The 24,532-nt window shown below is 47.3% G+C and carries 18 protein-coding genes; 7 read left to right on the top strand and 11 right to left on the bottom strand.

Annotated features, from left to right (window positions below):
* Nucleotides 1-529: IS1634 family transposase (locus AXFE_RS07625; RefSeq protein ID WP_152625934.1), on the top strand; the 529-nt coding region annotated here is incomplete at its 5' end.
* A 204-nt stretch (nucleotides 530-733) separates the two neighbouring features.
* Here the strand turns inward: AXFE_RS07625 and AXFE_RS07620 are convergent.
* On the bottom strand, nucleotides 734-1,783 hold the full coding sequence (locus AXFE_RS07620) for a hypothetical protein (RefSeq protein WP_052605300.1): 1,050 nt from the start codon (nucleotides 1,781-1,783) through the stop codon (nucleotides 734-736).
* Nucleotides 1,784-2,060: 277 nt separating this feature from the next.
* On the opposite strand from AXFE_RS07620, the gene AXFE_RS07615 reads away from it, so the two are divergent.
* Nucleotides 2,061-4,217 (top strand): SpoIID/LytB domain-containing protein, encoded by a 2,157-nt coding sequence (locus AXFE_RS07615; protein ID WP_052605299.1) that lies wholly within the window; start codon nucleotides 2,061-2,063, stop codon nucleotides 4,215-4,217.
* Between the two features lie 9 nt (nucleotides 4,218-4,226).
* Here the strand turns inward: AXFE_RS07615 and AXFE_RS07610 are convergent, their stop codons facing one another.
* From AXFE_RS07610 to AXFE_RS07595, 4 genes are all read right to left on the bottom strand, one after another.
* Complete coding sequence (locus AXFE_RS07610; protein WP_052605298.1) at nucleotides 4,227-4,997, bottom strand: SDR family NAD(P)-dependent oxidoreductase; 771 nt, start codon at nucleotides 4,995-4,997, stop codon at nucleotides 4,227-4,229.
* 100 nt (nucleotides 4,998-5,097) lie between these two features.
* Entirely contained in the window at nucleotides 5,098-6,447 is a 1,350-nt protein-coding gene (locus tag AXFE_RS07605; protein ID WP_052605297.1) for an FAD-binding oxidoreductase, read from the bottom strand.
* Nucleotides 6,448-6,719: 272 nt separating this feature from the next.
* Complete coding sequence (locus AXFE_RS07600; RefSeq protein WP_052605296.1) at nucleotides 6,720-7,628, bottom strand: decaprenyl-phosphate phosphoribosyltransferase; 909 nt, start codon at nucleotides 7,626-7,628, stop codon at nucleotides 6,720-6,722.
* Between the two features lie 301 nt (nucleotides 7,629-7,929).
* A complete protein-coding gene (locus AXFE_RS07595) occupies nucleotides 7,930-8,565 on the bottom strand; it encodes a LysE family translocator (RefSeq protein ID WP_052605295.1) in 636 nt (211 codons plus the stop codon).
* Nucleotides 8,566-8,762: 197 nt separating this feature from the next.
* On the opposite strand from AXFE_RS07595, the gene AXFE_RS07590 reads away from it, so the two are divergent.
* Nucleotides 8,763-9,302, top strand: a complete 540-nt coding sequence (locus AXFE_RS07590) for a GNAT family N-acetyltransferase (RefSeq protein WP_160291771.1) — start codon at nucleotides 8,763-8,765, stop codon at nucleotides 9,300-9,302.
* 257 nt (nucleotides 9,303-9,559) lie between these two features.
* Here the strand turns inward: AXFE_RS07590 and AXFE_RS07585 are convergent, their stop codons facing one another.
* Nucleotides 9,560-11,224, bottom strand: coding sequence for a class I adenylate-forming enzyme family protein (locus AXFE_RS07585; protein ID WP_052605293.1), 1,665 nt, complete (start codon nucleotides 11,222-11,224; stop codon nucleotides 9,560-9,562).
* A 159-nt stretch (nucleotides 11,225-11,383) separates the two neighbouring features.
* A complete protein-coding gene (locus AXFE_RS07580) occupies nucleotides 11,384-12,613 on the bottom strand; it encodes a serine hydrolase domain-containing protein (protein ID WP_052605292.1) in 1,230 nt (409 codons plus the stop codon).
* 786 nt (nucleotides 12,614-13,399) lie between these two features.
* On the opposite strand from AXFE_RS07580, the gene queC reads away from it, so the two are divergent.
* The 4 genes from queC (at nucleotide 13,400) to AXFE_RS07555 (ending at nucleotide 16,369) form a co-directional block, all read left to right on the top strand.
* Nucleotides 13,400-14,089, top strand: a complete 690-nt coding sequence (queC, locus tag AXFE_RS07570) for a 7-cyano-7-deazaguanine synthase QueC (protein ID WP_052605290.1) — start codon at nucleotides 13,400-13,402, stop codon at nucleotides 14,087-14,089.
* A gap of 102 nt (nucleotides 14,090-14,191) precedes the next feature.
* Nucleotides 14,192-14,686 (top strand): preQ(1) synthase, encoded by a 495-nt coding sequence (gene queF / locus AXFE_RS07565; protein ID WP_052605289.1) that lies wholly within the window; start codon nucleotides 14,192-14,194, stop codon nucleotides 14,684-14,686.
* Nucleotides 14,687-14,733: 47 nt separating this feature from the next.
* On the top strand, nucleotides 14,734-15,321 hold the full coding sequence (locus tag AXFE_RS07560) for a hypothetical protein (RefSeq protein WP_052605288.1): 588 nt from the start codon (nucleotides 14,734-14,736) through the stop codon (nucleotides 15,319-15,321).
* A 283-nt stretch (nucleotides 15,322-15,604) separates the two neighbouring features.
* Nucleotides 15,605-16,369, top strand: a complete 765-nt coding sequence (locus AXFE_RS07555; RefSeq protein ID WP_052605287.1) for an exonuclease domain-containing protein — start codon at nucleotides 15,605-15,607, stop codon at nucleotides 16,367-16,369.
* Between the two features lie 83 nt (nucleotides 16,370-16,452).
* Here AXFE_RS07555 and AXFE_RS07550 read toward each other — a convergent pair whose 3' ends face one another.
* The 4 genes from AXFE_RS07550 to AXFE_RS07535 form a co-directional block, all read right to left on the bottom strand.
* Entirely contained in the window at nucleotides 16,453-16,884 is a 432-nt protein-coding gene (locus tag AXFE_RS07550; RefSeq protein ID WP_052605286.1) for an organic hydroperoxide resistance protein, read from the bottom strand.
* 108 nt (nucleotides 16,885-16,992) lie between these two features.
* Complete coding sequence (locus AXFE_RS07545) at nucleotides 16,993-20,376, bottom strand: pyruvate carboxylase (protein WP_052605285.1); 3,384 nt, start codon at nucleotides 20,374-20,376, stop codon at nucleotides 16,993-16,995.
* A 357-nt stretch (nucleotides 20,377-20,733) separates the two neighbouring features.
* Complete coding sequence (locus AXFE_RS07540; protein ID WP_052605284.1) at nucleotides 20,734-21,603, bottom strand: methyltransferase domain-containing protein; 870 nt, start codon at nucleotides 21,601-21,603, stop codon at nucleotides 20,734-20,736.
* Nucleotides 21,604-22,475: 872 nt separating this feature from the next.
* Nucleotides 22,476-24,089: an MFS transporter gene (locus AXFE_RS07535; protein WP_052605283.1), complete on the bottom strand. Its 1,614-nt coding sequence runs from the start codon at nucleotides 24,087-24,089 to the stop codon at nucleotides 22,476-22,478.
* Between the last annotated feature and the right edge of the window lie 443 nt (nucleotides 24,090-24,532).

Raw genomic sequence — 24,532 nt, 5'->3', positions numbered from 1 at the left:
TCATCAAGACCATGGCAAGATCATCAAAAAGAGACGCTTTGACAAAGTAATCAATCTCACTATTACAGAAAAACCCACAAAAGCCAAAGATGATAATCTCCAAGGAGCCTACGTCATAGATACCAGCCATAGCGAGCTAGATGCAGGTGAGATCTGGAATATCTATACGACTCTCACTAAAGTAGAAGATGCCTTTAGATCCCTCAAGAGTGATCTTGGACTTCGACCGGTCTATCATCAACTAGCTAGCCGAACTGCTGCTCACCTCTTCATCTCAGTACTTGCCTATCACCTCCTTAGTGCTATTGAGCTGACCTTGAGGCAAAATAACGATAAGAGAAGATGGTCAACCATTAAAGAGCAACTCAACAGTCACCGCCGAGCCACCATAGTTCTTACATCAGATAAAGGCGTCGTCTATCACATCCGCACTAGTGGTGTTTCTGAGCCGGTTCACAAAGAGATCTACCGTCTCTTAGGAGTTAGTGATCCCCTTAAACGGATAAAGACCATTGCGACGCATTTGTAGTGTCCCAACGTAAGACCACATACTCAACTAGCTGGGAGAATAGGTTGATTTTCGGAAAGATGGGTTGGGGCTTGAGCAATTTCGAGGCCTTAAATTGCTAGGGCTCAATTTGATGAGGAAATCTGGAAACTCGTGCGACATCTGTTGTTATGGCTTTGTTGAGGATCTTGTTCTCGCCGATGACCATTTTTAGTTGCGGCGCAGTCAGATTGTGGAGCTTTGGGGAAGTGGATCCCGCTTTTGGAAGCGGGATAATGTCCAATTTTGCGAATTCTTTGCTGGCTCATCGATTTGAGTTAGACCATAATAGTTCATCAATTTTACGATTGTATCTGGGTGATATGAATAACGTTGTTCAACCTGAATGTCGAATTCGTTTTTTTCGGATAAATCTATGGCTAGTAGAATGACGTTTCCGTCGTTTGATATTTTTCGGCTAATTAACTCAATGAGCCCGACGATTTTTTTAGGATGGCTACGCCATAATAGGCTATCTATGATCAGTAATGACAACGAGCCGTCGGCGATAGAAGCTAAATGAGTAGCTAAGGGCTGATTGCGAATATAGATGGAGGTTTCCAATCCTTCAATATCTTTTTCTGCGTCGTCTATCAACAGGTATAGATCTAGAGCGCCATTGGTTCTCTCTGCAAATGGCAAGAGACAGGTCGTAGGCGATGCAAGTAAGATCCGACCATGGGCCCTTGAGATTTCGATTTCCAATTGTGTGTCTAGATCGATTGGAAGCTCGTGAGCTTTGATAGCACCGGAGTATCTGACTAATTTCTCGTTGGGGATCGTTTCCGAGTTGAATAGGCTCGAGAGGTTGTTCAACCGTGCGATGAGGCTAACGAGTAGCTCCGTTATCATTTTTGTGAAGTTTTTGAATTGATCCACTAGGTAGAGAATGTACCATGCCATGGATTTTCGAATAAGACGCTTAGCCTTTGTGGCGAGCCAGCTTCCAGATGCAGTTTGAGGGTCGGCATTTACATTGGCGTAGCTGCGGATTATCAACAACGCATCGGTTTCGTCGTTATTATCAGGTAGTTTTTGACCTGAAATCGTCTCGAACGAGGGTCTGAGTCTAATCAACATTGACGGGTCATAATGACCTAGATTTCGTTTTTCGGAAATCAGGGAGTCAATATCTTTTGTGATTTGGTCGTATAGGTGTGCGATATCCACGTCGCTGTAGCTCTTAGCTGCTAATTCAAATTTCGATCTATCATTGTCCTCAAAAATGGCAGCCATCCAGTTGTTGTTTCGCTTCGAATAGGTCCAAGTACCTTGGACTTTACATGGATAATTCTAGCCGTTTTATCCGACGATTTGTAGCCCACCTTAGGTGGCTATGCCCTCTGTATTTGTTGTCGAATTGTGAAATGCATGAATTTTTATGCATATTATCTTCTTGATAATCACTAGAAGTGTTAAGCTTTGCGGATTTTGTGACGAAAGTTGACGTATAAAGCAAATGCTTTAGGGGATTTAATGTTCCGAGCGACAGAATGCAGGAGGCATGGCGCAAATGAATTACCAAGGAGGAAGTTTAAGATATTACAAAAAGCCCTCACGTCTAGCTATGATGAGACGGCCGACTGTAATTGCTACGGCGGCGGTTGCCGGATTGTCACCGGGATCGGTATTTTTTTTAACTCCGATTGCCGCTGGTGCGTCAACGCCACCTTCCAGTGGTTCCTCTATTATTACATTCTCTGGCCATGGCTGGGGTCACGGCAGGGGTGCGGGTCAGTGGGGCCAACTTGGATACGCGCTTCAAGGCGGTTTGAATGCCAATCAGATACTTGCACACTACTACTCAAATACCACTCCATCTGTTGTCCAGAACACTCCCATTCGGGTAATAATTACTGCGAATTCAGGCAATGACATTGTTGTAACAGATTCATCTCCTTTTACGGTTGGGGGGTTCGCCTTTGCGGCCAACGCACAAGCCCGGATGCATTTAAATGCCAATGGAACTTGGGAGATCGATTCGACCACTGCTACGTCGTGTTCGCCAACTACCACATGGACAGCACTCTCGAGCTCGACTCCGCAGGCTCAAGCGGTCGCGTCTCCAAATACTACGAATTATGCAACCGAGACCACTCAAAATGCCTTGGCGCTTTGTATTGGTGGGGTCCCTTATAACTATCGAGGAACGATAGATGGGGCTAGTTACAATGGCTCGGAGCGAACGATCAACGTCGTCGATGTGGAAGATTACCTAAGGGGTGTGGTCGGTTCAGAGTCTCCGGCTTATTGGGGAACTTTGGGAAATGTTGTCAATACGAATACTCCAGCGGGAAGCCAACCTACTGGAATGTATGCACTAATGGCCCAAGCCATTGAGGCGCGTTCATATGCGCTTTCGAGCCCTAATGAGTTTGGCTACGCAGATATATGTGATAACACATATTGCCAGGTCTACCGTGGGATGGCAGGCGAGAGCAGCTATACAGACACTGCGGTTTCAGCGACTGCGGGTCAAGTGTTGATGTTGAACGGAGCAATCGCTCGTACGGAATTTTCTTCATCTACAGGTGGCTATACGGCAGGTGGAACATTTCCAGCAGTGGTAGATACCTACGATGGGATTTGTACATCTAGTGCCTGTAACACGAATCATTCTTGGAATGCCAATTTGACTATTTCGCAACTTCAGAGCGATTTTCCCACCCTTGGGACCTTGAGTGCTATTACAGTTGACCAGCGCAACGGATATGGCGATTATGGTGGGCGAGTCGTCAACATTACAGTTACTGGATCAAGCGGTAGTCAAACAATGTCGGGCGAACAGTTTTCATGGGACACAGGATTGAGGAGTGATTGGTTTACCTTTTCGGGATCGGGGATTGCCCTTTCGACTAATGGTAGCCTCGCAACCACAACGACAACCCCAACCACAATTCCTCAACCACCTGCTACACCTGGTTACTATGTAGATTCATCTCAAGGTGGGGTTGTGGCATTGGGTTCTGCTTCGGTCTTTGGATCTATGGTTGGAACTAAGCTCAATAAGCCAGTAGTTGGTATGGCGGCAACGCCAGACGGTAAAGGCTACTGGATGGTTGCAGCCGACGGTGGCATCTTTAGCTTCGGCGATGCAGCTTTCTATGGCTCAACTGGAGCAATAAAGCTCAATAAGCCAATAGTCGGCATGTCCTCGACTCCAGATGGTAAAGGCTATTGGTTGGTAGCATCTGATGGTGGCATCTTTACCTTTGGCGACGCAGCTTTCTATGGCTCAACTGGAGCAATGAAGCTCAATAAGCCAATAGTCGGCATGGCCTCGACTCCAGATGGTAAAGGCTATTGGTTGGTAGCATCTGATGGTGGCATCTTTACCTTCGGCGATGCAGCTTTCTATGGCTCGACTGGAGCAATGAATATAACCTCTCCAATAGTCGGCATGGCCTCGACTCCAGATGGTAAAGGCTATTGGTTGGTCTCATCAAATGGATCTATCTATTGCTTTGGAGATGCAGCCAACATGGGTTCTATCGCAAGTAATGGCTATGGGGGAAGTGCTGTCTCAATGGCAGCTGCCCCTCAAGGTGGCTATTACATTTTGAGTTCGAGCGGCAAGATCTACGCCTTTGGCCCAGCTCCAATTATTCAGAACGCCTACGTGAATATAGGAACCATTCCTGGTTCTATCGTCGGCATTGCAGCAATTTGATGATCTAGGTTAGAAGGGGATTTTTCGAGCGAGCGCTCGAGGAAGATGTCGATAGACGCCGATGACCAATCCAATGGCGGACGGGACATAGACGGACGCATTTTGGTGATCTGTCGCCGCAAGCGTGGCTTTGGCAACCTCTTCGGGCGTTGTGGATAGGGGTGCGGCCTTTAGGTGGGAAGTCATCTTGGTTTTTACAAAGCCTGGTCGAACGACTGTGACTTTGACGCCCTTGTCGATGAGGGATTCGCCAAGGGCCATAGCAAATCCATCTAGTCCCGCTTTGGCAGAGCCGTAAATAAAGTTAGAGCGACGAACTCTTATGCCAGCTACAGAGGAGAGTACCACGATCTGTCCGAAGCCTTGTTTGGACATATGGTTAGCAACATTCAAAATTGCTGGTGCTAATTTAGAGAAGTTGATCTCTAGAATTTCCAGTGTTGACGCAGGTGAGTTTTCATCTTCATCCTGGTCGCCCAGCGCGCCCGTGGCAAAGATTGCATAATCTATCGTTTCAAGTTCGGTACTTGCAACTTCGAGTAACGCTTGGTATGACTTTTCTGCTACGACGTCGTAAAAGATTACCGAAACCGATACCCCTTCACCTGTTGCGACAGAGGAGATAGCATTTGCAGAGCGTTGCATTGCCTCTAAGTCCCGACCAGCTAATACAAAACGAGTAGTTCCCCGGCGAGCTAATGATTTGGCTATCTCAACTCCAATATCCGAAGATCCTCCAACCAAAAGGACGTTGTCTGGGGTATGCATTGCGTCGAACACTAGGTACCTCTCGAAAATTCCAAGTTTTAAACTCGGATAGTAAATTTAATTCATATGTATTGAATGACGACTATGAACATTCAAATTAGCTGACGATCTTCTAAATCAGGCCAAGCCGCCGTGAAAGGTCGGATTTTATAAGGCCATTTGGATCCAGCTTTGATTTTATCATCGCGAATTTGTCGATTTCGGGGTACATCTTATGAATTGTTGGCCCTGACGCCCTTGAATCTTTGGCAAGATATATCCTGCCTCCGACCCCAAGTACCTCATCGTCTAGTTCATTTAGAAGCGAAGAAAGATTTTCTTGGCCAATTGGTATATCCAGGGCCAATGTCCATCCAGGTCGTGGAAAGGAAAGTAGCCCCTTATTTTCAGCACCAAAGCGCTTCAGGACTGCTAGAAATGAGGCCACTCCGGCAGCTGAGAGTCTCTCAACTATTTTGCGGAGCGTCTCTTCTTGACCATTTGGAACGACAAATTGGTATTGCAGGAAGCCAGAGTTTCCGTAGATGCGATTCCAGCTCCCAACTCCGTCGAGTGGGTGAAAAAATGAGGCCAGTGTTGCTATTTGGTCTTGTCGAAGTTTAGGTGCCTTGCGATACCAAAGTTCGTTAAAGGCTTTTATTGAAACTGTGTTTAGCGTTCCGGTGGGGATCCATTTGGGTGCCTCTAATTTTGTGTTTGCAACGTATTTGAGGGGTTGTTCGGCACGTTTTCCATGTAGTTCATCCAAAATAGCATGGTCGCCCCGAGTAAGGACCGATCTTCCGATGTCGCCGCCTTTGGCCATCAGGTCTATCCAAGCGACGCTATAGCGAAATTTGTCGTCGCTTCCCAGCATGACAGCCATCAACTCATCCAAGTTTGTACATCTTCGGGTTTCCATCTTTATGTATGCCGACTCAATAGGAATCATCTCGAAAGTCGCCTTTACGATAATCCCTGTAAGTCCCATTCCTCCGGCGGTTGCCCAAAAGATATCTTCGTCCAAATCTTTATCTATCTGGTGCGTTCCAGTAGGTGTTATTAGTTCGAATTGAGAGACGTGATTGGTGAATGTGCCATCCAAGTGGTGATTTTTTCCATGGATATCTGCAGCTATGGCGCCTCCGACGCTCACATACCTCGTTCCCGGTGTGACCGGTACAAAGTATCCTTTTGGAACATAACTATTGAGGATAGAATTGAGAGAGACGCCACCATGTACGGTGAGGTGGTTCCCCGAGAGCTGCGAATCGTCAATTCGGTCCTCTTGAATGACGACGCGTCCCCCTGCGATTTGAGCGGCATCTCCGTACGCACGTCCCATTCCTCTTGCGATTACGCCGGCTCCATTTGCTTCGGAAAAGATATTTTCTGTATCAGTTATCTGCTTGAGGTCGACTACTTCAGAGGTCACCTTTTGAGTTCTTCCCCAACCGTTTAGGAGTTGTCTTTGTGTCTTCATGGCTGCTCCCTGGTAGATCTACCTCGTTGTACGAGGCGACGCTAGAAGAAACCGATCTTTGGCCAAGATGCTCAAATTGCAAATCATTAGTTTGCATTGCATACCAAAGAGCGAATCCTTCTGGTGAATAATTTAGCCTACGGTATCTCTATTTCATCCTGATAGGTGGTTTTGTCTTTTTAGAAATGGAGTTTTGGGAGCTCGAAGACATAACGACGAGGTGTGAGTCGCTGATCTTGGACAAAGCGATCTTTAGTTTGGATCTTTTGTAATCAATGGATGAGTCTTGGATAATAGATACCAATGGCGACCAGGAGAGCCCAGATCGCACCAAATATTTGAAGGCGTCGATCGCCGAGAATGACTTCTTCGGGGCTTCCTGCTAATCCACGATCGGCTTCAAGTGCGTAGATCAAAATTGCGATTACAAATGGAATGCCTGAGAGTTGTACAAATATCTGGCCTGGCCGTGAGGCGAATCCCTCAAAGGTCCACAGGCCATAGCCCGCAATTGCAACGGCTGATGCCATGGATCGTACGTAGTTTAAGTACTCAGAGCTATATTCTCCCAAGACTTTCTTGTGGTCGATTGCGTCATCACCCATTGTCTTTACCTCCGCGTAGCGTTTTCCCGAGACCATAAAGAGAGAGCCAAACGCTGCCACTGTGAGAAACCAGACTGAAAGAGGTAGGTTGGTTGCAAGTCCGCCAGCTATTGCGCGAAGCAAGAAGCCAAATGAAACAATGGAGATATCTAGGACCGGTTCATTCTTTAGCCAGTAGGTGTAGCTGATCGTGATGACAATGTAGGTCAAAATCGCCAGAAAGAATGGGCCGTTAATGGCAAGTGAGATTGCCAAGGAGATGAAAATTATAGCGGTACCAACAAATATCGCGGTCTTTGGGGCTATTGCTCCGGCTGCGATAGGTCGGTTCTTCTTTGTTGGGTGACGACGGTCGCTCTCGACGTCCTTTGCGTCGTTGATCATATATAGGCCAGAGGCACCAAGCGAGAATGTTATGGTGGCAAGAATGGCGAGTGAAAGATAGTGGATCTCGGTTATCTTCCCCGCCGCAGCTGGAGCGGCAAGCAAAAGGCTATTTTTGAGCCATTGTTTTGGCCGAGCCAGAGAGATGAACTGAGCGAGTGTGGAACGCTTTTGATAGGAGTGTTTGGGCACGCTTTAGTCTTTCAATCTTTTGGAAGTTAGTTCGACGATGGTGGTAGGAGTTCTGCTAGAACCAGACCGAATAGAGTTTATGCCGATGCCTTGGACTCCAGCCACCTAGGTCGTGGCAATGTCATAAGGTGACGGCCATGAATACAGCTATATTTTAGGCGAGTCCCCAAGGCGGTGTGTTTGGTTTGGTGATTTGATTGGATCAGGCGCTTTGAGGAACGTGCGCGGTAATGGAGAGAGTTTTGTCCCGTGGTGGTGGTAATAGAGAGACTTAATGGCTATCTATCCTCAATTTTAGGTTCTATTCGGTAGCTAGCCGTATCGCGAATCCAATTAGAACCAGTCCAGTCCCGATTGACAGCCGTGACCTAATCGACCCCTTTGACATCCATTTTGTCAATTTCATCGAGATGGCAATCAATATTGAAAAATAGATCGCGGTGAGGATGGTAAAGACGATTCCCAAGAGTGCGGTAGTAGTTCCGATCTGATATCCAGAGGGCACGAAGCTGGGTAAAAAGGTTATGAAAAAGATTCCAATCTTTGGATTTAGGAGATCGCTCATGAGGCCGTCGCTAAAAGATCTTTTTAGGTGACCCGCCCTATCTTTAGCTCCTCCAATAGAGTATTTCTCATCAATGCCCTCGATATCCTTTCTCCTACTTCGAATTGTTGATATTCCCATCCAGGTTAAATAGATAGCACCGCAGACCCTTAGTGCCATGTATCCATATCTTGAAGCAGCAAGGATCTCCGAAACACCAAAACTGGCCGCTGCTACCCATATCATAAGCCCTACTAGGACGCCGAGGCCAGCTAGAAGTCCACCCTTTTTACCGCCTCTGATTATGTTTTTTACGACCACCATGGTGTCTGGTCCAGGAAGAAGGACGATCAGGATCGCTGTTAGCAGGAAGGATAAGAAATAGGGCCTCATTTAATCTTTATATTAGCGGCCTAATAGGGAGTAATTTATCTTTTTAGATAGGACCATCCACAAATTGTAAATCGAAAGACTTTCCCTAACTGTCTATTAGCACGCCTGGGGATCCATTTTTAGAGCGGTTAATGGTCAAACTTTAGCGATCGTAATCACTAGTCGTCGTCGTATAGCATATTAATGTTATGCACTTTTTGCGTTCTAGACTAGACGACTCTATCGAGGTTGGTATTTTAAGTCCTCGGGATGCCGATGAGATCTTTGCGCTCGTAAATTCTTCGAGGAATTCTTTGAGGAGATTTTTGCCTTGGGTTGATTCGACAAAGTCTCCAGATGACGAGGCAGATTTTTTGCGTCGCGCCCTTGAACTTTATTCTTCAGGTCTGGAGTATCACTTTGGAATTTGGTTTAACGGTTTGATGGCGGGTGGAGCTTCGCTCTCTTTGGATCCACTAAATAACTCCGGAGAGATCGGTTATTTTCTGGGTGACCCTTTCACACGTAGGGGCATAATTACCAAGGTCGTCGCCGAGATGACTTCTTTTGCCTTTGGGCAACTGGGAATTAATCGGTTGGAGATATTCGTGGCAGACAATAATGAGCGCTCTATTGCCGTAGCGAAGCGTTGTGGCTTTTCGCTTGAGTCGCGAGCTGTGCGGGCGATTTTGCTGAATGGTCTTTATCTAGATCGATTGTGCTTTTCAATGCTGGCGAGTGACTATGTCTCAAAATAAACTACGAGCGAGATCTCGATACGATCTACGGTCCGCCTTTCGCTAGATTCACCCTTTGACCCTAGAGATACATTGTTGAGATAAGTCGAGATAAATTGTTGAGGTTTCGGTGACTTCGTTGCACTCATCTTCAATGGTAAGACTATTCAACGGAGCTTCTCATCAATTATCTCAACTTCGTATGCGCCCATGGCAGAACTCTTTATGGTCGGGCATGGGCGCGTACGAAGCAGGAATTGTCCGTAGTGCTTTGTTGATTAGTCCACGTGGCGGTCTCGAAGTTCGCGCTTTTGGATCTTTCCCGTAGCACCACGTGGGAGGGGATCACTTTCAATGTAAAGTTTCGTTGGGATTTTGTAACTTGCAATCTTTTTCGAAAGGAAAGAGGATATCTCTTGGGGCGAGACTTTGGAGCCTTCCTTGAGGTAGATTGACGCTGCAACCTCTTCCCCTAATCGGGGATGTGGTAGTCCAAAGACAGCGGCTTCATAGACTGCAGGATATTCGTAAATGGCAGATTCAACCTCTGCGCAGTAGACGTTTTCGCCGCCACGAATTACCATATCTTTGATTCGATCATCTACATATACGAGTCCGTTTTCATCCAAGTGGCCGATGTCGCCTGATCTCAAAAATCCATCCACAAATGTTTTAGCATTGGCTTCTGGCTTGTTCCAATACTCTTTAATGACGGTAGCGCCCTTGAAGCAGATCTCTCCTCTTTCGCCAACGGGCACTTTTTCACCCATGGGGTCGAGGATTGCAATCTCCACAATAGGCAAGGACCGCCCTGCTGATTTTGGATATTGAAGTGCTTCGTCATCTCCGATTTGCGGTCCGTAGGAATTAGTTTCGGTCATCCCATAGCCAAAACCCGGTCGTCCGTTTTTGATTCCATTTGCAATGCGCTTGATCAATTCTGGGGGAACCGCCGACCCCCCTCCACCCATGCTCAAGAGCGAGGATGTATCGGTTTTGGTGAAATTTGGACTTTCGAGCATATCCCATGACATTGTAGGGACACCAATGAAGTGGGTTATATGTTCCTCTTCGATTATTGCAAGGGCGACATCTGGATCCCAGCGGTGCATCAGTACTAATTTGGAGTTCGTAATTAGTGAAGATAGAAGTACTGATACGCACCCAGTTACGTGGAATAGGGGCACCGCAAGGATAAAGCTAGTTGGCCATTGTGACGGCTGCTTTGGTGGGTACCGCAGGGTGCTCATTTGAGCTCGAGCCCCATTTGCATAGACTGCATTCATGATTGCCCTATGAGTCGATAAAGCGCCTTTTGGAAAGCCTGTCGTACCTGAGGTGTAGAGGATTGTCGCTTCGTCGTCGGGGTCCATGACAGGTTTCTTATACGGCTTTGTCTCCCAGGTGGCTGGGTCAAATCGCCTTAGTTCTCCAAGGTCGTCAGCCGGAGTAGATCGAACTACGACGATCGGTACCCCTCTTTCACTTGCGGGAGCTAGAGATCGCTTGGCGCGTTCTGTGTCTGCGATTAGAACTTTTGGTGTCGCATCACCTAGGGCGTATTCGATTTCGTCCCTCTGCCACCAGCCGTTTATCAAAGTGGCAATTGCTCCAATGTTTAAAGTAGCGATGTAGGCTTCGATCCACTCAGGTAAGTTTCGCATGGCAATAGCGACACGGTCACCTTTTTGAACGCCATAGTGGTTTGCCAATAGGTCTGCAAACGCATCTGCGCGCTTCATTAGGGTTTCATAGGAGACCCTCTCGTCCTCGTAGACGACAGCAATCTCGTTAGCATGCTGGGCTGCGTTGGCAAAGAGATCTCCGAGGCATGATGGCGTATTTTTGAAGACCTTCATTTCGATACCATTTATTTTGGCATCTACGATCTCAAAGAACTGTCCCGCTCCAGTGATGGCTAAAAGCGCCTCTTCGTAGTCCATTCGTCTCCCTCAATTAGAAATTGATGAGCTATCGGAGATGAAAATCTCTCCGGTAGCTCATCAGTTGTTTTTTCTTCCGATATCCAAACGATCTGATCGATATCTCAGTGGTCGTTTGATCCTTTTTTTGGATAGATTTATCCCGCCAAATTTGAATGGCTAATCTACCATTGCACTGTAAACCAACTGAACCAATTCTGGACGAATTGGGTACGTCGAGGAGGGGAGCAGTTGTGTCATAAATGAGATCGCCAAACCCTCTTTGGGATCGATGAAAAAGGCAGTGCTGGCGGCTCCTCCCCAAGCATAGGTTCCTTTGGAGATCAGAGATTTGGTGTCGGCGGGGTTTATGACAACAGAGAAGCCCAGCCCAAAACCAACCCCAGCCGAATTTGACTCGGAGAAGATTGGCCGTCCGATCTGGTCCATATCTTGGTTTCCGGGAAGGTGATTGGTGACCATGTAATCTACTGTTTTAGGAGAGAGAATTCGGACCCTATCAAGCTCGCCACGATTTAGCATCATCGCCATAAAGGCGGCATAGTCGCTTGCCGTTGAGACTAGTCCGCCACCGCCAGAGAGCACTCTCTGAGGCGATAGACATGCATTTCCAAAGGCATCGAGGCGCGTGATTTCACCATTTACTCCTGGCATATAGAGCGCGGCGAGTCTCGATGCGCGTTCTGGCTCTATATAAAATGATGTATCGACCATCGAGAGTGGGTCAAAGATCTCCCTCTTCATGAATTCATCAAGTCCCATTCCCGAGGCAACCTCAACGACGCGACCTAGAACGTCTGTCGATACCGAGTAGTTCCATTCCGTTCCTGGATTGGCCACTAGGGGCATCGATGCCCATGCATCGCACGCACCTGCTAAATCGACATCTGGCGGCCAACCCCATTCGTAACCGTTTGCACGGTAGATCGCATCGGTGGTGTGTGCGTGGTGAAAGCCGTAGGTGAGGCCTGATGTATGGGTCATGAGGTGCCAAATTCGCATTGGTTCAGTCGCTGGAACGGTCAAGGGGGCTTGAGTGGAGCCTTGCTTGAAGACGCGGAGGTTTGCAAATGATGGAATGTACTTCGAGACTGGGTCAGTTATATCCAAGAGCCCTCGTTCGTATAGGATCATCGCTGCGACTGTGGTGATCGGCTTAGTCATTGAATAGATACGAAATAAGGTATCCTCTTCTATCGCCTGTCCACCCTCGATGTCTCTTAAACCTGATTTAGCAAGGTAAATGGGCTCCGAGTGGCGCGTGATGGAGACTAGCCATCCGGCAAGTTTTTTTTGTTCTACGTAGGATTGGAAGTGCTCTCCGATTCGATCCAGCCTCTTGGGATCGAATCCCATTCGCTTTGGATCCTTGGTTACATTAATTTTCATGTTACATTCCTTATACCAAAATTGTTCCAATAAGAATTATTGCACCTCGCAGTCGCTTATGGGATTCAATTTCAGGTTTGGTGATATTTGACGCCTTCTTGGGCGGCCAAGACTATCTCGCCAAGACCATCTCGACGGGCCAGACCGATCTTGGCTCAATTGCTTACCTTGGGCATATTGTCCAAAGAAGAGGGGGGTATCGCTCTGGCCGCGCTTGAGAGATTTTTAACTTCTTTTTTGCATTTGGCTCCGTGAACTAATAAGAGGAATCATTCGTGGATCTAGAAGGTATCTTTTAGAGCACCTTATTTTTGACTATAGCTTCTGGAGGGGGCCGATATCTTTTTCGCGATGGCGATAAGAATGCGATCGCATTTTTTCATTTTTGCTCACAGGGTCTGTCTCCTAATCCAACTGGAGGCCGCGATGGCCCCTTTCCCCTTTTGATCATCGGCGCCGGTAATGCTTTAAAGAGAGTCTTGTGGTCGACGAAGCTCGACTGAGAGAGGTTGAGTTCTTCGAGATGGAAAGGTTTCGAGTAGCAGATTTCTAAGGTACCAATTGGATAAAGGTCGCTTTTTTTGGATCTTTCGGACTCTGGATAGGCCTTGACGCGGATCCATTGATGAAGAGAGGTTCGTTTTTGAATATTAAGATTTGTATCCTCCCCAAAGTCCTTTGGGCGGATTGACAATAGGCTATTTGGGAGTAAATCTTGAACTTGGCCCAAAAACGGTCGAGGATCGTCCCTAGTTCTAGTATCTCTTTACTATTTAAGGAGTCGTAATGGCCAATTGTGTAGTGCTTCTAAGTGGTGGACTTGACTCTACCACGGTGGCTGCCTTTGCCATGAGCCAAGGATTTGACGTTCATGCTTTGAGCTTTAACTACGGTCAGCGCCACCTTGTTGAATTGGATGCGGCTCGGCGCGTTGCTCGAGAGCTGGGTCTTCATAGCCATGTAGTTTGCGACATAGATTTGAGAGTGTTTGGCGGTTCGGCACTCACTGCATCCATTGATGTTCCTCACCGTCAAAGCGGCGAGGCGGTTGACTTTGGGGCATCTAAGGAGATTCCTGTCACCTACGTACCGGCACGCAACACGATTTTTCTTTCATTTGCATTGGCTTTGGCGGAGACGATCTCTGCCAGCGACATCTTTATAGGTGCGAATTCGATCGACTATAGTGGGTATCCAGATTGTCGTCCCGAGTACTTGGCCGCCTTTGAAGCTATGGCGAATTTAGCTACTAAGGCATCGGTTGAGAAGGGCCAAAAGACAACGATCCACGCCCCCCTTTTGACTTTGACTAAAGTTGGAATAATCGAGCTTGGCCTTTCCCTGGGAGTGGATTATTCCATAACCCATAGTTGTTATGACCCAGTTGACTTTAATAAACCCTGCGGAAGCTGTGACTCGTGTCTGATACGCATGGGGGCCTTTGAGAGTCTAGGTATGGTAGATCCGCTATTTTAGGAGCCTCGTTGATCCGTGTGCGATTGTGGCATTACGAAGCCTTTGGCTGTTTCTATCGTGAAGTTCAAGAAAACGTATTTAAGGAATCTGAGTGAAATTTATATGGTAAGCGATACTTCGAAGCTGAGTTTATTGGGAGCAGGCTCAACTAACTATGAATATAGTTCGCCGACGGCTGACCTCCTAGAGGTCTTTGACAATCCGCGTCCTGAAGTTCCTTTTGTCATAGGTTTGGATTGTCTGGAATTTACTAGTCTTTGTCCTATGACCGGACAGCCCGACTACGGAAGTATATATATTGACTACGTTGGCGACAAGCTCTGTGTTGAATCTAAGAGCCTTAAACTTTACCTTGTCAGCTATAGGAACCACGGCGCCTTTCACGAAGACTGCGTCAATTCAATTGCAGATGACATCGTGGCTAAGATTAACCCTCTTTATTTAAGAGTCTTTGGTGACTTCAACGTCAGAGGCGGAATAGCCATTAAGCCACTCACCATTCGACGCAACTCTCCAATGGCTAGTGAACTGCGCGATGAGATCGCAGAGCTATTTGCAAGTTTTGATCGTCTCTCGGCCCGTGGCCCAAGGGGCTGATGATCGTGTTTGATTTTTTGGAATTGATTTAGGGGAAGTATCAATCGATGGCGTTAGAGGAAATTGACAGATCTAAGAGTCAATTGGTTATAGGAGCCATTGCGTTTTTGATCTACGTCTTTGTGATAGGCGGCTCAAATTGGATGATTGGTCATGTCGGGAAGGCTATTCCTGGAGCTCATGTGCTACCTGTAGGGTTTGGTTTGATGGCTCCATCGGGTGTATATCTTGCTGGGGCGGCCTTTGTCGCTAGAGACGTTTTACAACGTGTAACAGGTACCAAAGTTGGGATTTTGGCAATTATTGTCGGAGCTCTAGTATCTACATTGGTCTCGTCAGCTCATCTTGCTTTTGCTTCAGGTGCTACCTTTTTGCTCTCTGAGAGTTGTGACTTTTTGATCTATACGCCTTTGCAGTCGAAGAACTTTCCTTTTGCTGTATTGGCTTCGGGAATTGTAGCCGACGTAGTCGATTCGGTCGTATTTCTAACGTTGGCCGGGATTCCACTTTCGCTGGCGCTGGGCGGCCAGCTTTTGGGAAAGTTTTGGGTGATGTTGAGCGGAGCGTTGATAGCCGGATGGTTGAGGCGTTTCCGGGTTTTTTCAATTCCCGCTCGGACTCTGCGAGGAGCGTAGTGACACTTAGGACTGTATCTCTCTAATTACAGATGGTCTATTTTCTATTACAGATATCTGATGGCGACTATAGATAAGTTTTGGAAGCTGTCGCTTGTTTTTTTGCGAAAATCCTAAATTGACCAGTAAATCAGTGAGTGCTTTTTGCATTTTCGACGTAGTGTTTAGAGGCAGTTCACAAATTATCTCACCTCAGAATGTGAGATAGCTTTCATTTTGGACACGATTTTTTCTCTTTGGGGATTTGGACCTCAGTGGTTGCAAAAGGTGGTTGAGGACTGTCGTGAATGTTGAATCTTATCTGGGTAACGAAGGTGGCCAATTAGAGACGGACAAGGTGCAGAGTTGGCTTTACGACAATACTTTTTTAGTCTTTGATCTTGAGACAACGGGTGTCGACGTTTTTGTTGATCTCCCTGTTTCATACGCCCTTTTGATAATGAGCGGTGATAATTGCGTACTAGAGAGCTATTCGCTTGTTGATCCTGGCATCCAAATACCGATTGAGGCCGCAAAGATTCATGGTATCTCAGACGCGGCGGTAAGACGACATGGCCTTTCACTGGGGGATGCTCTTGGTCTGATCGTAGATCAGCTGATGCGTGCTTATCGAAATGGCTGGTTTGTGGTTGGGATGAATATTAGCTATGACCTATCCCTGCTGGATAATGTGTTGAAGAGGGAGTTGGGCGTAGGCTTGGGTGAGATGGGCATTAGCCCTGGTGTTGTCGACACATTAGTCCTAGATCGCCATTACGATCCATACAGGAAGGGGCGCCGAACTCTAGATGCTCTTGGAACTCGATATAATGTCGCAAAGGGTGAACTTCATAACGCTTTGGAAGACTGTAAGGTAACCTATCGCGTACTGCGCGAGATGGCAACTATTTATCCGGCCATAGCCGATTTGGAGCCCTCTACGAGTTCAGATGTTTTGGCAGGCTTTCATCATAAATGGGTGGAAGGCTACAATAAGTGGGCGCGCGCTAAGTCCAATGCCGAGATTGACGATAACGGCTGGCCGATACTGTTAGATCGAGGTCGTTGACAGTTGTGACAGACATGACAATGATTTCAATATCGGCCATGTCTGTCAGAGACTTTCGCTAAATTTTTTGGAGAGCTACAGTGTCACTCGGATGTGACCGTGAGCGTCACCTTTATATTTCCCATAGTCGCTTTGGAGTAGGGGCAGGTTTGGTGTGCTAATTCGACCAGTTCTAGGGCCAAGGCTTCATTGATTCCCGGCATCTCAGCTTCAATTGCGACTGTTAGTCCAAAGCCCCCGTCTGAATCATCGAGACCAATGCCTACTTCAACAGATACAGCTGAATCGGTGAGGTCTACCCCCTTTGATCGTGCTACAAGCTTGAGAGCAGAGTGGAAACAACCAGCGTAGCCTAGTGCGAAGAGTTGCTCAGGGTTGGTCCCATCTCCGCCGGGTCCTCCCAACTCCACTGGAGTAGTCAAATATATATCTAATTTGCCATCATGAGACTTCGCCTTGCCCTGGCGACCTCCCCAAGCGGTTGCACTCGTTTTATACCTTACGTCAACAGCCATTTCAACCTTTGCATTAAATTGCCCTTACTATGACAAAGATAACACAACTAGATTCATAGTCTCGGGATCTCTTGGGATATTGATCAAGGTCTCACAGGGTCAAGTAGATCATGATATCTCAACTTCTATGAGGAGATCGCCTGCCTCAATCTTTGTGGGACCCGAGGCCACTATTCGTTTCACGCGACCACTCACTGAGGTGGTAATGGCAGCTTCCATCTTCATTGCTTCGATAGTGGCGATTGTTTGACCTGCATTCAAGGTGTCGTTTAGAGCTACAGCTATGGTGACAACTCCAGAAAATGGGGCTGAGATATGACCGGGATTAGAAGAGTCAGCCCTTTCGTTTTTCGGTGCAGTGGACTTGATAGAGTTGTCGCGAATTGGAATTACTCGAAGCTGTCCGTTGAGGCGACAATAGACGTCTCTAATCCCTCTTTCATCAGCTCCGCCGATGGCGTCGAGAGCCAAGTAGAGGTCTACTCCTTGGTCGAGTTTGACAGATGTCTCTTCCCCGATCTCCAGACCGTAAAAGAAGGTCTTGGTATCCAATACCGATAGCGAACCATATTTATCAAGCGACTCTTCGTACTCCTTTGCGGGTCCAGGAAACAAAAGACGGCTCAAAGTAGCTCTGGGATTTGGAGCTTCAAGGGCATCTAGGCTCTCTTGGTCTAGCACTTTGGGCCCTAGATATTTTGAGGTGCGATTAGTTAGTGCTTTGGTACGAAAGGGCTCTGGCCATCCACTAGCGGGTACGCCTAACTCACCTTGGAGAAAACCTATCACACTGTCTGGAATATCATATGACGAAGGGTTTTCTTCAAAGTCAGTCGGGTCAGCATCTGCAGCTACTAAGCCGAGTGCTAGATCGCCAACGACCTTTGAAGAGGGTGTAACTTTTACAATATTTCCGAGGATCTTGTTTACTGCTGCGTACATATCCTCGATTCGCTCAAAATGATCACCAAGGCCCAGTGCAATTGCTTGCTGGCGAAGGTTTGAGAGCTGACCCCCTGGAATCTCGTGATGGTAGACACGTCCTGTGGGGGCGCTAAGGCCAGATTCGAATGGACGATAGAGCTTTCTTACCGCGTCAAAGTATGGCTCAAGAGAAAGTGCCGAGCTCAGGTCAATGCCGCTATCGTAGGGGGTATTTTCTAAAGCGGCAATTATTGCAGACAGAGGTGGCTGGGAGGTAGTTCCTCCAAGTGATGCCGTTGCTCCATCGACAGCATCTACTCCGGCTTCGATTGCAGCTAGGTAGGTTGCGAGTTGACCTCCTGCTGTATCGTGGGTATGAAAGTGTACGGGTAGATCGAAGTTCGATCGAAGCGCTTTTACCAATTTGGCCGCCGCCGGTGCTTTGGCTAGGCCGGCCATATCCTTTATACATAGAATGTGGCAACCCATAGAGACAAGTTGCTCGGCGATTCTTAGATAATAATCTACTGTGTAAAGCGCCTCTTTTGGATTTGTCATGTCGCTTGTATAGCAAAGGGTTCCCTCTGCAACGGCGTTATTTTCTAAGACCGCGTCTATCTCAGGTCGCATGATTTGGACGTTATTCAGGGCGTCGAAGACTCGAAAGATGTCGACACCGCTTTTGACCGCCGCCTTTACAAATGATTTTGCCACTGGCTCAGGTTGGGGGGTGTATGCAACGGTGCTTTGGCCCCGAAGAAGCATTTGAATTGCAATGTTTGGGATCTCCTCACGCAACTGTTCTAGACGTGACCAAGGATCTTCTTTTAAAAATCTAAGAGCAACGTCGTAGGTTGCCCCGCCCCAAGCCTCGATACTCAGTAACCCGGGGAGGAGCCTTTGAATGTAAGGCGCGACTGCCACCATGTCCTTGGTGCGCAACCTAGTTGCAAGGAGACTTTGGTGCGCATCTCGCAGCGTTGTATCTGTTATGGCAACCGCATCTTGCTCTCTTAGCAGCCTCGCGAACTCAGCCGGCCCAACTTCGCTGAGAAGGTTTTTACTTCCTTTTGATGGAGTCAAGGCCAAGTCGATTTTAGGTAATTTAGAGTTTGGGATGCTGTTTGTCGGAGCTGAGCCATTGGGGCGATTTACCGAGATGTCAGAGATGTAGGTAAGGAGTTTAGTTCCGCGGTCGGCGACTGACTTAGCCTTAAGGAGTTCAGGGTGACTTTCTATGTAAGAGGTATTAATTTGACCATGACGGAAGTCTTCCTCCTTTAGCAACTCCTGGAGAAAGCCGATGTTTGTCGCCACGCCGCGTATTCGAAACTCTCGCAACGCTCGGTCGGCACGTTGAATCGCCTCTCGATAGTCGTGGCCCCGGGTGGTGAGCTTGACTAGCATCGAATCAAAGTAGGGAAGGACTTGTGCTCCGGAATAGGTGCTTTCATCAAGGCGAATGCCAGCGCCACCTGGAGCACGATATGCCGAGATTCTACCGGTATCTGGTCTAAAGTTATCAGATGGATCTTCGGTGGTTATGCGACATTGGAGCGCGCTGCCCCTCGTTGTGATTCCTTCCTGTCGAATTTCTAAGTCAGTTAAGCTTTGTCCGGATGCGATTTTGATCTGCGCTTGGACGATGTCAACCCCGGTTACCTCTTCGGTGACTGTGTGTTCAACTTGAATTCGAGGATTCATCTCAATGAAGACATGACGGTTCTTCGAGTCGAGCAGGAATTCCACCGTTCCGGCATTCGAATATCCAATTGAGGCTGCGAATTTCACCGCGTCATTGCAGATCTTCTCTCTGATGTCGGGCGATAGATTTGGAGCGGGTGCGATCTCAACTACCTTTTGATGGCGGCGTTGTATCGAACAGTCCCTTTCGAAGAGATGAACCACCTCGCCGTATTCATCAGCAAGAATCTGCACCTCAATGTGGCGTGGCGCAATGACCGCCTCTTCAATAAAGATTGTCGGGTCACCGAATGCAAGTTGCGCTTCGGTGCTTGCGCTGGTAATCGCGTTGCTTAGCTGATCGGGGGAGTCCACCTTTCGAAGACCGCGGCCACCTCCGCCGGCTGAGGCTTTTACGAAAAGTGGAAAGTGAAAAGTTGAGATTATCTCCGAAAGGTCGTCCAAGGCCGTGACGGGTCCTAGAGACTTGAGGGTCGGAATGCCGGCTCGACGAGCTGCAGCCACTGCGTTCATCTTGTTTCCAGCCAGTTCGAGAGCGCCGGTTGATGGTCCTATGAACTTGATCCCTGCCTTCACACAGGCCTCCGAGAGTAAGGGGTTTTCCGAGAGAAAGCCATATCCCGGATATATTCCATCAGCCTGTGACTTTAGGGCGATTTCGATTATCGAATCGACATTTAGATAGGATCGAAGAGGGTGACCCGGTTCGCCAATTTGGTAGCTTTCGTCTGACTTTTGACGATGGAGGGAATACCGATCTTCGTATGCATAGATGCCAACTGTTGAAATGCGAAGCTCAGAGGCGGCACGAAAGGCACGAATCGCAATCTCACCACGGTTTGCTACGAGTATTTTTTTGAGCATTTTCGCCTACCTTAGATATCTCGAGGGATCTTGCATTCGCCATTGAGCAAAGATGGAACACGAAACTGTTATTCTAGAAACTCTCTTAGCCTACCCGAACGACCATTGACCATTCGGATTTGTTCGTGCCGACATATCTTTAGAGCCATGTCGAATAAAGGGTCTCCTTCATTAAAAAGCCAGGAACTTCGATCGATGCTGTGAGGAGTTTGTAGTTGTCTCTAAAAAAGTGCCATTGCAAGTAATTCGAGACGATCAAAAGAGTCGCTTTGTAGATAGCCAGCAATCAACTTTTACCGAGCTACAGATAATAGATGTAGTTAGTTTGCAAAAGTTGATTGCTGAAAGTTCTATTGATTAGGGGCGGTGAGCTTGTACGACGACTCGACCGTTCATCCTGAATTCTTCTTGGGGAGCCTCTTGAGCTACAGAGGCTAGAAGCTCGTCGAAGCTCGCGCTCTCTAGGAGGCCCGAGTCCACGAGTTGATCCTTCAGTGTTGCGATCTGGTCGACTATAAAGCGCTTCTCGCCTTTTTGGGGATCTGAATGAACGTGCAACGCTTCGGTCATCAGCTTTACGCTGTCGATCACAAATCCACCTCTCGATAAATAAACCGACAACTTTCTACCAACTTCGCGATCCCCGCCTCGTTGCCCTTGAAGTTTTTGGATGGCCTCAAATAGACGGCTGAAGGCATCAGATGGGCTTGGGTAGGTCATATAGAGATGGTCATCTATATCTTCGACTAAGAGCACTCCACCGGGCTTGAGTGCCCCTAAGAGGTTTCCAACGGCCTTGTCTGGATCTGAGACGTAGCTAAAGACCTCACGGACTACAACTACGTCAAATTCTCCCTCTGGAACGTCGAGTTGCATTATGTCATCAACTTGAAATTCGATAGAGATATCATTAGACAAGATACCTTGTTCCATTGAGCGCTCAATGATGGTTTTCGCACCGGCTACAAATTTTGGATTGACATCTGATGCAAGTATTGAAGCGCCAGTTCGAATCGCGATCTCGATGGCCAGTAGACCGTAGCCGCAACCGACATCGAGTACGCGCGTGCTCGGTCCAAGCGGAAGTGATTCGATTATCTGCTTCCAAGTCGGTCCAAGGTTCAAAGTGTATGCGAGCATGGATTTTCCCTCTCCGTCTTCCAACGTCGAGAGGTATCCAGCTGCTACGGTACGTAATTTTGCGAGTTTTTCATTGACCATCTGCATCTCTGAGTCGATCCCTGCTCCTAATTGTCATTGATAATGTGGGATTAATCTTCCACCGCTTGGTAAAAAAACCTAGCGCATTTTCCATTTTGGCGTCGGCTTTCCAAGTACCGATTATCCAATAAGAGTTAGGTTAGCGGATTGGTTCGATAAAAGTCGATTCATAAACGACATATACCCAAATTGGCTGCTCAATTTTTAACAATTTTAGGATTTTTATCGCGGATGAGCCGCTCCGATTGAAGCCGTGACACTTGGTTTAGAGCTTTGTCTCTTACCTCATATCACTAGCTGTAGTTGAAGTAAATATGAATGAGAATCGATATCGGCTTTCCTGGTATCAACTGATACTTTTTAGTTTCATCGCGTTTTTGGGTCGGTTTTGGCGCGGGTGGGGCACCTGGTGCAGATTGCTATCTAATTTTAGGCATTGTTGTGCGTTTGAGGGTAGTGGATTTGGACAGATCTTTCTTGTCTTCTCTTTGTAATTCGGTGGCTAAAATGACGGAAAAATGATTAGCTGTTTTTTTAGGGTCTGCCTATTTGGTCATTGTGGATAACCATATAGGCACTTGTGTTTACGACTTCTCTTGAAGGCAGTCTTTTTAGGTGAGAAATCTTTGCTATGGCGCAATCCGAACTCCAAAACACCCTCTATCAAGGTTGGGTTAGATAATCCGAAAAAATAAAGCGATACTATCTTCATTTGTGCCCTTTTGACTTGCCTTGGGTTAACAATATCTTGAGAGTAAGTTGTCTATTTGAAGCGTCTTTTGGGACTAACGTTTGAAAAAGCTCGATCGGTAAAGTTCAAATTCCAATCGAGCTTTTTACTCTTAGTGGCTTGAAATAGGGCTCAAAGCAGACTGAGGCTACGAGATGTCATCGACCTCTTTTGGAAGTAAGAATGTCGCAAAGAGACCAATAAGCACAAAAAATGCTGCAGTAAATGCGGCGGTTTTGGTAGCACTTGCCATCGCTTCGACCGCTGCGGTATGGATGAGCGTACCGTTGTATAGGTGGGAAAGTGTGGGTATAGCCGCTCCAGCACTAGCTCGTAGTTCCCTCACGATCCCTGCTTGTGCTGTAGGACCCAATGAGGTCAAATGAAGCAAGTTGAGGTTTTTGGTCATGGTACTTGCGAGTTGGCTAAGAAGGACGGTGCCCAAGATGGCAATTCCGAGAGCTGATCCGATCTGTCGGGAGGTGCTTTGAATCCCCGATCCCAGGCCACTTTTATCCAGTGGAACTTCCGCGAGAATTACTCCAGTCAATTGCGACGTTGCAAAGCCAACACCCACGCCGTAGATTAGAAATGCAGGTACCATCCAAAGTACTGATCGAGTTGGGGAAACTGCAACGGCGAGAGAGGTAATCCCTATCACCTCTAACCCAAGGCCAATGCGAACTACATTTCTCGCGCCTAGCTTGTTAGAGAGGGGCGTTACTGCTCCGCCTGCAAGGAAGCTCCCTAGCGCCAAGGCCAATAGGATTGTTCCGGTGCCAAGTGCGGTATAGTTTCTGGCGCCTTGAAGGAATAGCGGAAGTGCAAAAAGGATTCCGAACTCGCCCAACGAGACGATAGCTGCTGCAATATTGCCGGCACTGAAGCTCCGAATTGAAAATAGTGAGAATTCAATTAGAGATGGTCGACCCTTTGCGATCTTTGATTTTTCTAATGCTATGAATGCGATCGCCGATATGGCAAAGATCGCCAATGCAATTGGGATTGGGGAGATCGTGTTAGCAGGCCAAGTGAAGCTTGAGAGCTGAAATTGAGAGGTCTCGTTCCACCATCCGTAGCGTTGGGCTTCAATAAGACCAAAGACTAAGGAGCCTAGGCTAAGTATCACAAGTAGGTTCCCAACTAGATCTCCAATTGCCCCTGAATTTTCGTCTTTCGATTCGGGAACCAAAAGAAGGGCGCCAACGAGGATTACAATACCAGTGGGAACGTTGATCAAAAATGCCCAGCGCCATGAGTAAGACTGAGTTAGCCAACCCCCAAGTAATGGTCCCAATGCAGCTACACCACCTATGGTCGAACCCCAAATGGCAAAGGCAATTCCGCGGTCCTTGCCAAAGAAGTTGGCATTTACCAAAGAGAGGGTGGATGGCAGAATCATTGCCCCTCCTATCCCTTGAATCAACCTTCCAAGCAGCAGGATCGATGAGTTACTTGCGGCCGCGGTTAGCAAGCTCGCCAAGACGAAGATTATTGTTCCAATAATGAACAGTTTTCTTCGTCCGAATCTGTCCCCGAGTCTTCCCAGTGAGATCAAAAGTGCGCCAAATACTAACGAATAGATCGAGTTGGTCCATTCGGCGTCACTGGAGTTCAAATGGAGATCGCGAATCATGGTGGGTAGCGCGACATTGACAATGGTCGCATCGACGATAATCATTGCGACGCCAAGCGCAATGAAGGGCATCATTAACCATCTACTTCGATTTGAAGTGTTCTGAATGTTTGACTTGGTATTCATGAAAGTCTTGACCCCTAAATTAGTCTATTGATTTGTTTATCTTTGAGATATGGTACTATCGGGCTATATCTCGTCTCGGCTTTTAGAAAGTTTCACACTCTGAACCTTCGTTCACTCCTAAATGCTACTATTTCCATTATTTAATGTCGAAGCCCGTGAGATAATTCCAAGATCGGAAATAGAAGCTAAAGTTACATTAATCGAGACTCTCGGTCTTGGGGTTTGTATTTGCGAGGCGTTCTATTGGCTTGACTAGCAACGGGAGCCATTGAAGACCGTTGGCTGATAATTGTATTGGTGCCCTAAAGCCCATATTTATATCTATAAATTTGAATATATATCACGACTAATAGCTTTTATATCCGCTAGCCTTTGTTCAGTCTCGATCTCGACATTTGCGTGTGTGATCGATCTAAAATCTCAATTGCATATGATTTTGCTTA

It is taken from the genome of Acidithrix ferrooxidans, assembly GCF_000949295.1.
Lineage (GTDB): Bacteria > Actinomycetota > Acidimicrobiia > Acidimicrobiales > Acidimicrobiaceae > Acidithrix > Acidithrix ferrooxidans.
Note: the sequence above shows the minus strand (reverse complement) of the source record. Positions and strands in the feature narration are given on the sequence as shown.

Excerpts from the sequence above, each read along its gene's own strand:
- AXFE_RS07620 (WP_052605300.1), bottom strand. The coding sequence starts at position 1,783 with ATGGCTGCCATTTTTGAGGACAATGATAGATCGAAATTTGAATTAGCA.
- AXFE_RS07615 (WP_052605299.1), top strand. The coding sequence starts at position 2,061 with ATGAATTACCAAGGAGGAAGTTTAAGATATTACAAAAAGCCCTCACGT.
- AXFE_RS07605 (WP_052605297.1), bottom strand. The coding sequence starts at position 6,447 with ATGAAGACACAAAGACAACTCCTAAACGGTTGGGGAAGAACTCAAAAG.
- AXFE_RS07595 (WP_052605295.1), bottom strand. The coding sequence starts at position 8,565 with ATGAGGCCCTATTTCTTATCCTTCCTGCTAACAGCGATCCTGATCGTC.
- AXFE_RS07585 (WP_052605293.1), bottom strand. The coding sequence starts at position 11,224 with ATGGACTACGAAGAGGCGCTTTTAGCCATCACTGGAGCGGGACAGTTC.
- AXFE_RS07580 (WP_052605292.1), bottom strand. The coding sequence starts at position 12,613 with ATGAAAATTAATGTAACCAAGGATCCAAAGCGAATGGGATTCGATCCC.
- queC (WP_052605290.1), top strand. The coding sequence starts at position 13,400 with ATGGCCAATTGTGTAGTGCTTCTAAGTGGTGGACTTGACTCTACCACG.
- queF (WP_052605289.1), top strand. The coding sequence starts at position 14,192 with ATGGTAAGCGATACTTCGAAGCTGAGTTTATTGGGAGCAGGCTCAACT.
- AXFE_RS07560 (WP_052605288.1), top strand. The coding sequence starts at position 14,734 with ATGGCGTTAGAGGAAATTGACAGATCTAAGAGTCAATTGGTTATAGGA.
- AXFE_RS07550 (WP_052605286.1), bottom strand. The coding sequence starts at position 16,884 with ATGGCTGTTGACGTAAGGTATAAAACGAGTGCAACCGCTTGGGGAGGT.
- AXFE_RS07545 (WP_052605285.1), bottom strand. The coding sequence starts at position 20,376 with ATGCTCAAAAAAATACTCGTAGCAAACCGTGGTGAGATTGCGATTCGT.
- AXFE_RS07540 (WP_052605284.1), bottom strand. The coding sequence starts at position 21,603 with ATGCAGATGGTCAATGAAAAACTCGCAAAATTACGTACCGTAGCAGCT.
- AXFE_RS07535 (WP_052605283.1), bottom strand. The coding sequence starts at position 24,089 with ATGAATACCAAGTCAAACATTCAGAACACTTCAAATCGAAGTAGATGG.